Genomic DNA, 2,103 nt, shown 5'->3' with positions numbered 1-2,103 from the left:
CGAGCTGCTGCGTTCCTCCATCGTCTCTCGGGGGAGATGTTCTCTCAGATGCTGTATTTCTTGTTGGTACCGAGAGATATCAAACTGTTATCTCTCAATTTGAACTGAGTTATTTACTTGACTACGTTGATCGATACTCATGCAAAATAGTTCTGTCACTCAAAATATGAGTTAACCGCCAAGACACCAACAGTAGTTCATATTATCCACACAATACTACAACAACCAACGATTGAATGAACCTCCCGACAGACGAACGTCGATTGAAAAGATAACTAACTGGATAGCTTTCGTCTTAATCATCGCTCGAGGCAGTATTCGTAGCTGCCTGTGATGCTCGTGACCAGACTCCATTCTGAAGGTCAAGACCGTTGTTCCATTTCCCAACGACAGTCGAGACGGCTAGATCTCCAGTAACATTGTTCATTGTAGCAATCCGTCCGAGTATCGGATCAACTCCGGCGACGAACCCGACAATTGCCAGCGGAAGTCCAACCTGCGTGAGAATGACGGTAAGCATGACGATTCCAGCACCCGGAACACCAGCGGTACCGATACTAATGAGAACGACTACGATCAAGACGAAAGCCTGTTCGGTGAGAGCGAGTGGCTGTCCAACGACGTTCGCAGCGAACATAACAGTAATTGCTTGCCGAATCGCGGCACCGTCCATGTTCGCAGTTGCACCAACCGGAAGCGTGAACGAGTAGACCCGTTCGGAGATACGCAAGTCTTCGTCTGCGTTGCGCATTGTGACTGGGAGCGTCCCGCTGGACGAACGAGTTGCGAAGGCCGTTACCATCGCGTCTTTCGCACCGCTGAGGAATGCAATCGGGGACACATCGGCGACCCACCACATCAAGAAGACGAGATAGGTGAGGACAATATGGACGATGATTGCGATGGCGACCGCCAAGACGAGTTCACCCAGCGAGGAGAACACCCCAATGCCTTCCGCACCAATTCCAGAAGCCATCAACGCGAAGACACCAAGTACGCCGAATTCGAGGACGCCTCGAACGACCACGAACATCGCCTCTGCGCCAATTTCGAACGCTTCGAACATCGAGTCGACACCCTCTGCAAGTTGTTCTTGTTGGTCTCGGACGTAAGTTAATGCGATGCCGAACACAATAACGAAGAACACCGTCGCAAGCAGGTTACCTTCTGCGAGCGCCGAGACAGGATTACTTGGTACAATACCAAGAACGACATCGATCAACGATGGCGGTGCTTTCGACTGGGCCTCTCCCTCGACGAAGTTGAGTCCTTTTCCGGGGTGAAGTACGTTCGCAACTGCAAGGCCAACACCCCCTGCTATAGTCGTTGTTATAGCGTATAACCCGACTGTCGTCCCACCAATTCTCCCGAGTTTTGCTGGGGAGAGTTGTCGAATCCCGGTGAGGAGTGTGAATACAATAATCGGGATGACAAGCATGTTGAGCAGTCGAAGAAAGAGGTCACCCAACGGCCTCACTATCGTCATACGTTCTCCGAACGCAATGCCAGCGGCGGCACCTAACATAAAGGCGGAGAAGATTCGCCAAATGAGTGGAATGGACCGATACCGATGCCACAGTCTGCTTCCGAATCGTACCATATGATGTGAACTCTTTGGAAAGCTAAATACCCGCCATTCACCCCCATCTGTGCAGGATTCTATGAGATACCAATCTCTTTTGGACACCAATTGAGGTATAGGGAATCTGTTGAATTTTCAGCCGAGCGCGCAGAGTAAATAGAAATATAGCTATGAAAAGTGTCGAAATGAAAAGTAAATTCAATAGACTAGCTCACTACAGACGGTAGTCGGCGGTTATTTTTTCTGGTTTCCACGATGGTCAGTTCCTATATCTATGAATTTGTAGACACGCATACGATTAAAGAGAGATGTTATCCGTATTGGTCGAATCCGTTGGTTTGGAGCAGTACGCGCACTCAACCAACCACACACCTGCGCGCACATTGTTGACTCAGTCTACACGTATGACTGGTGGGTGCCTCGAGTCTGGACATCCACGAAATAATGCCGTGTCGAGCTACCGACGGAACCAGCAAAAGACCCGTGCTCATGGTCGCTATACACCTCCTCGGCGCCACGAA

General features: G+C 50.1%; 1 protein-coding gene. It reads right to left on the bottom strand.

Going from position 1 to position 2,103, the window contains the following annotated elements:
* Nucleotides 1-295: 295 nt before the first annotated feature.
* Nucleotides 296-1,600 (bottom strand): dicarboxylate/amino acid:cation symporter, encoded by a 1,305-nt coding sequence (locus C5B90_RS19770; protein WP_115883621.1) that lies wholly within the window; start codon nt 1,598-1,600, stop codon nt 296-298.
* Nucleotides 1,601-2,103: the final 503 nt, after the last annotated feature.

Origin of the sequence: Haloferax sp. Atlit-12N (genome assembly GCF_003383095.1) — an archaeon.
Taxonomy (GTDB): Archaea; Halobacteriota; Halobacteria; order Halobacteriales; family Haloferacaceae; genus Haloferax.
Note: the sequence above shows the minus strand (reverse complement) of the source record. Positions and strands in the feature narration are given on the sequence as shown.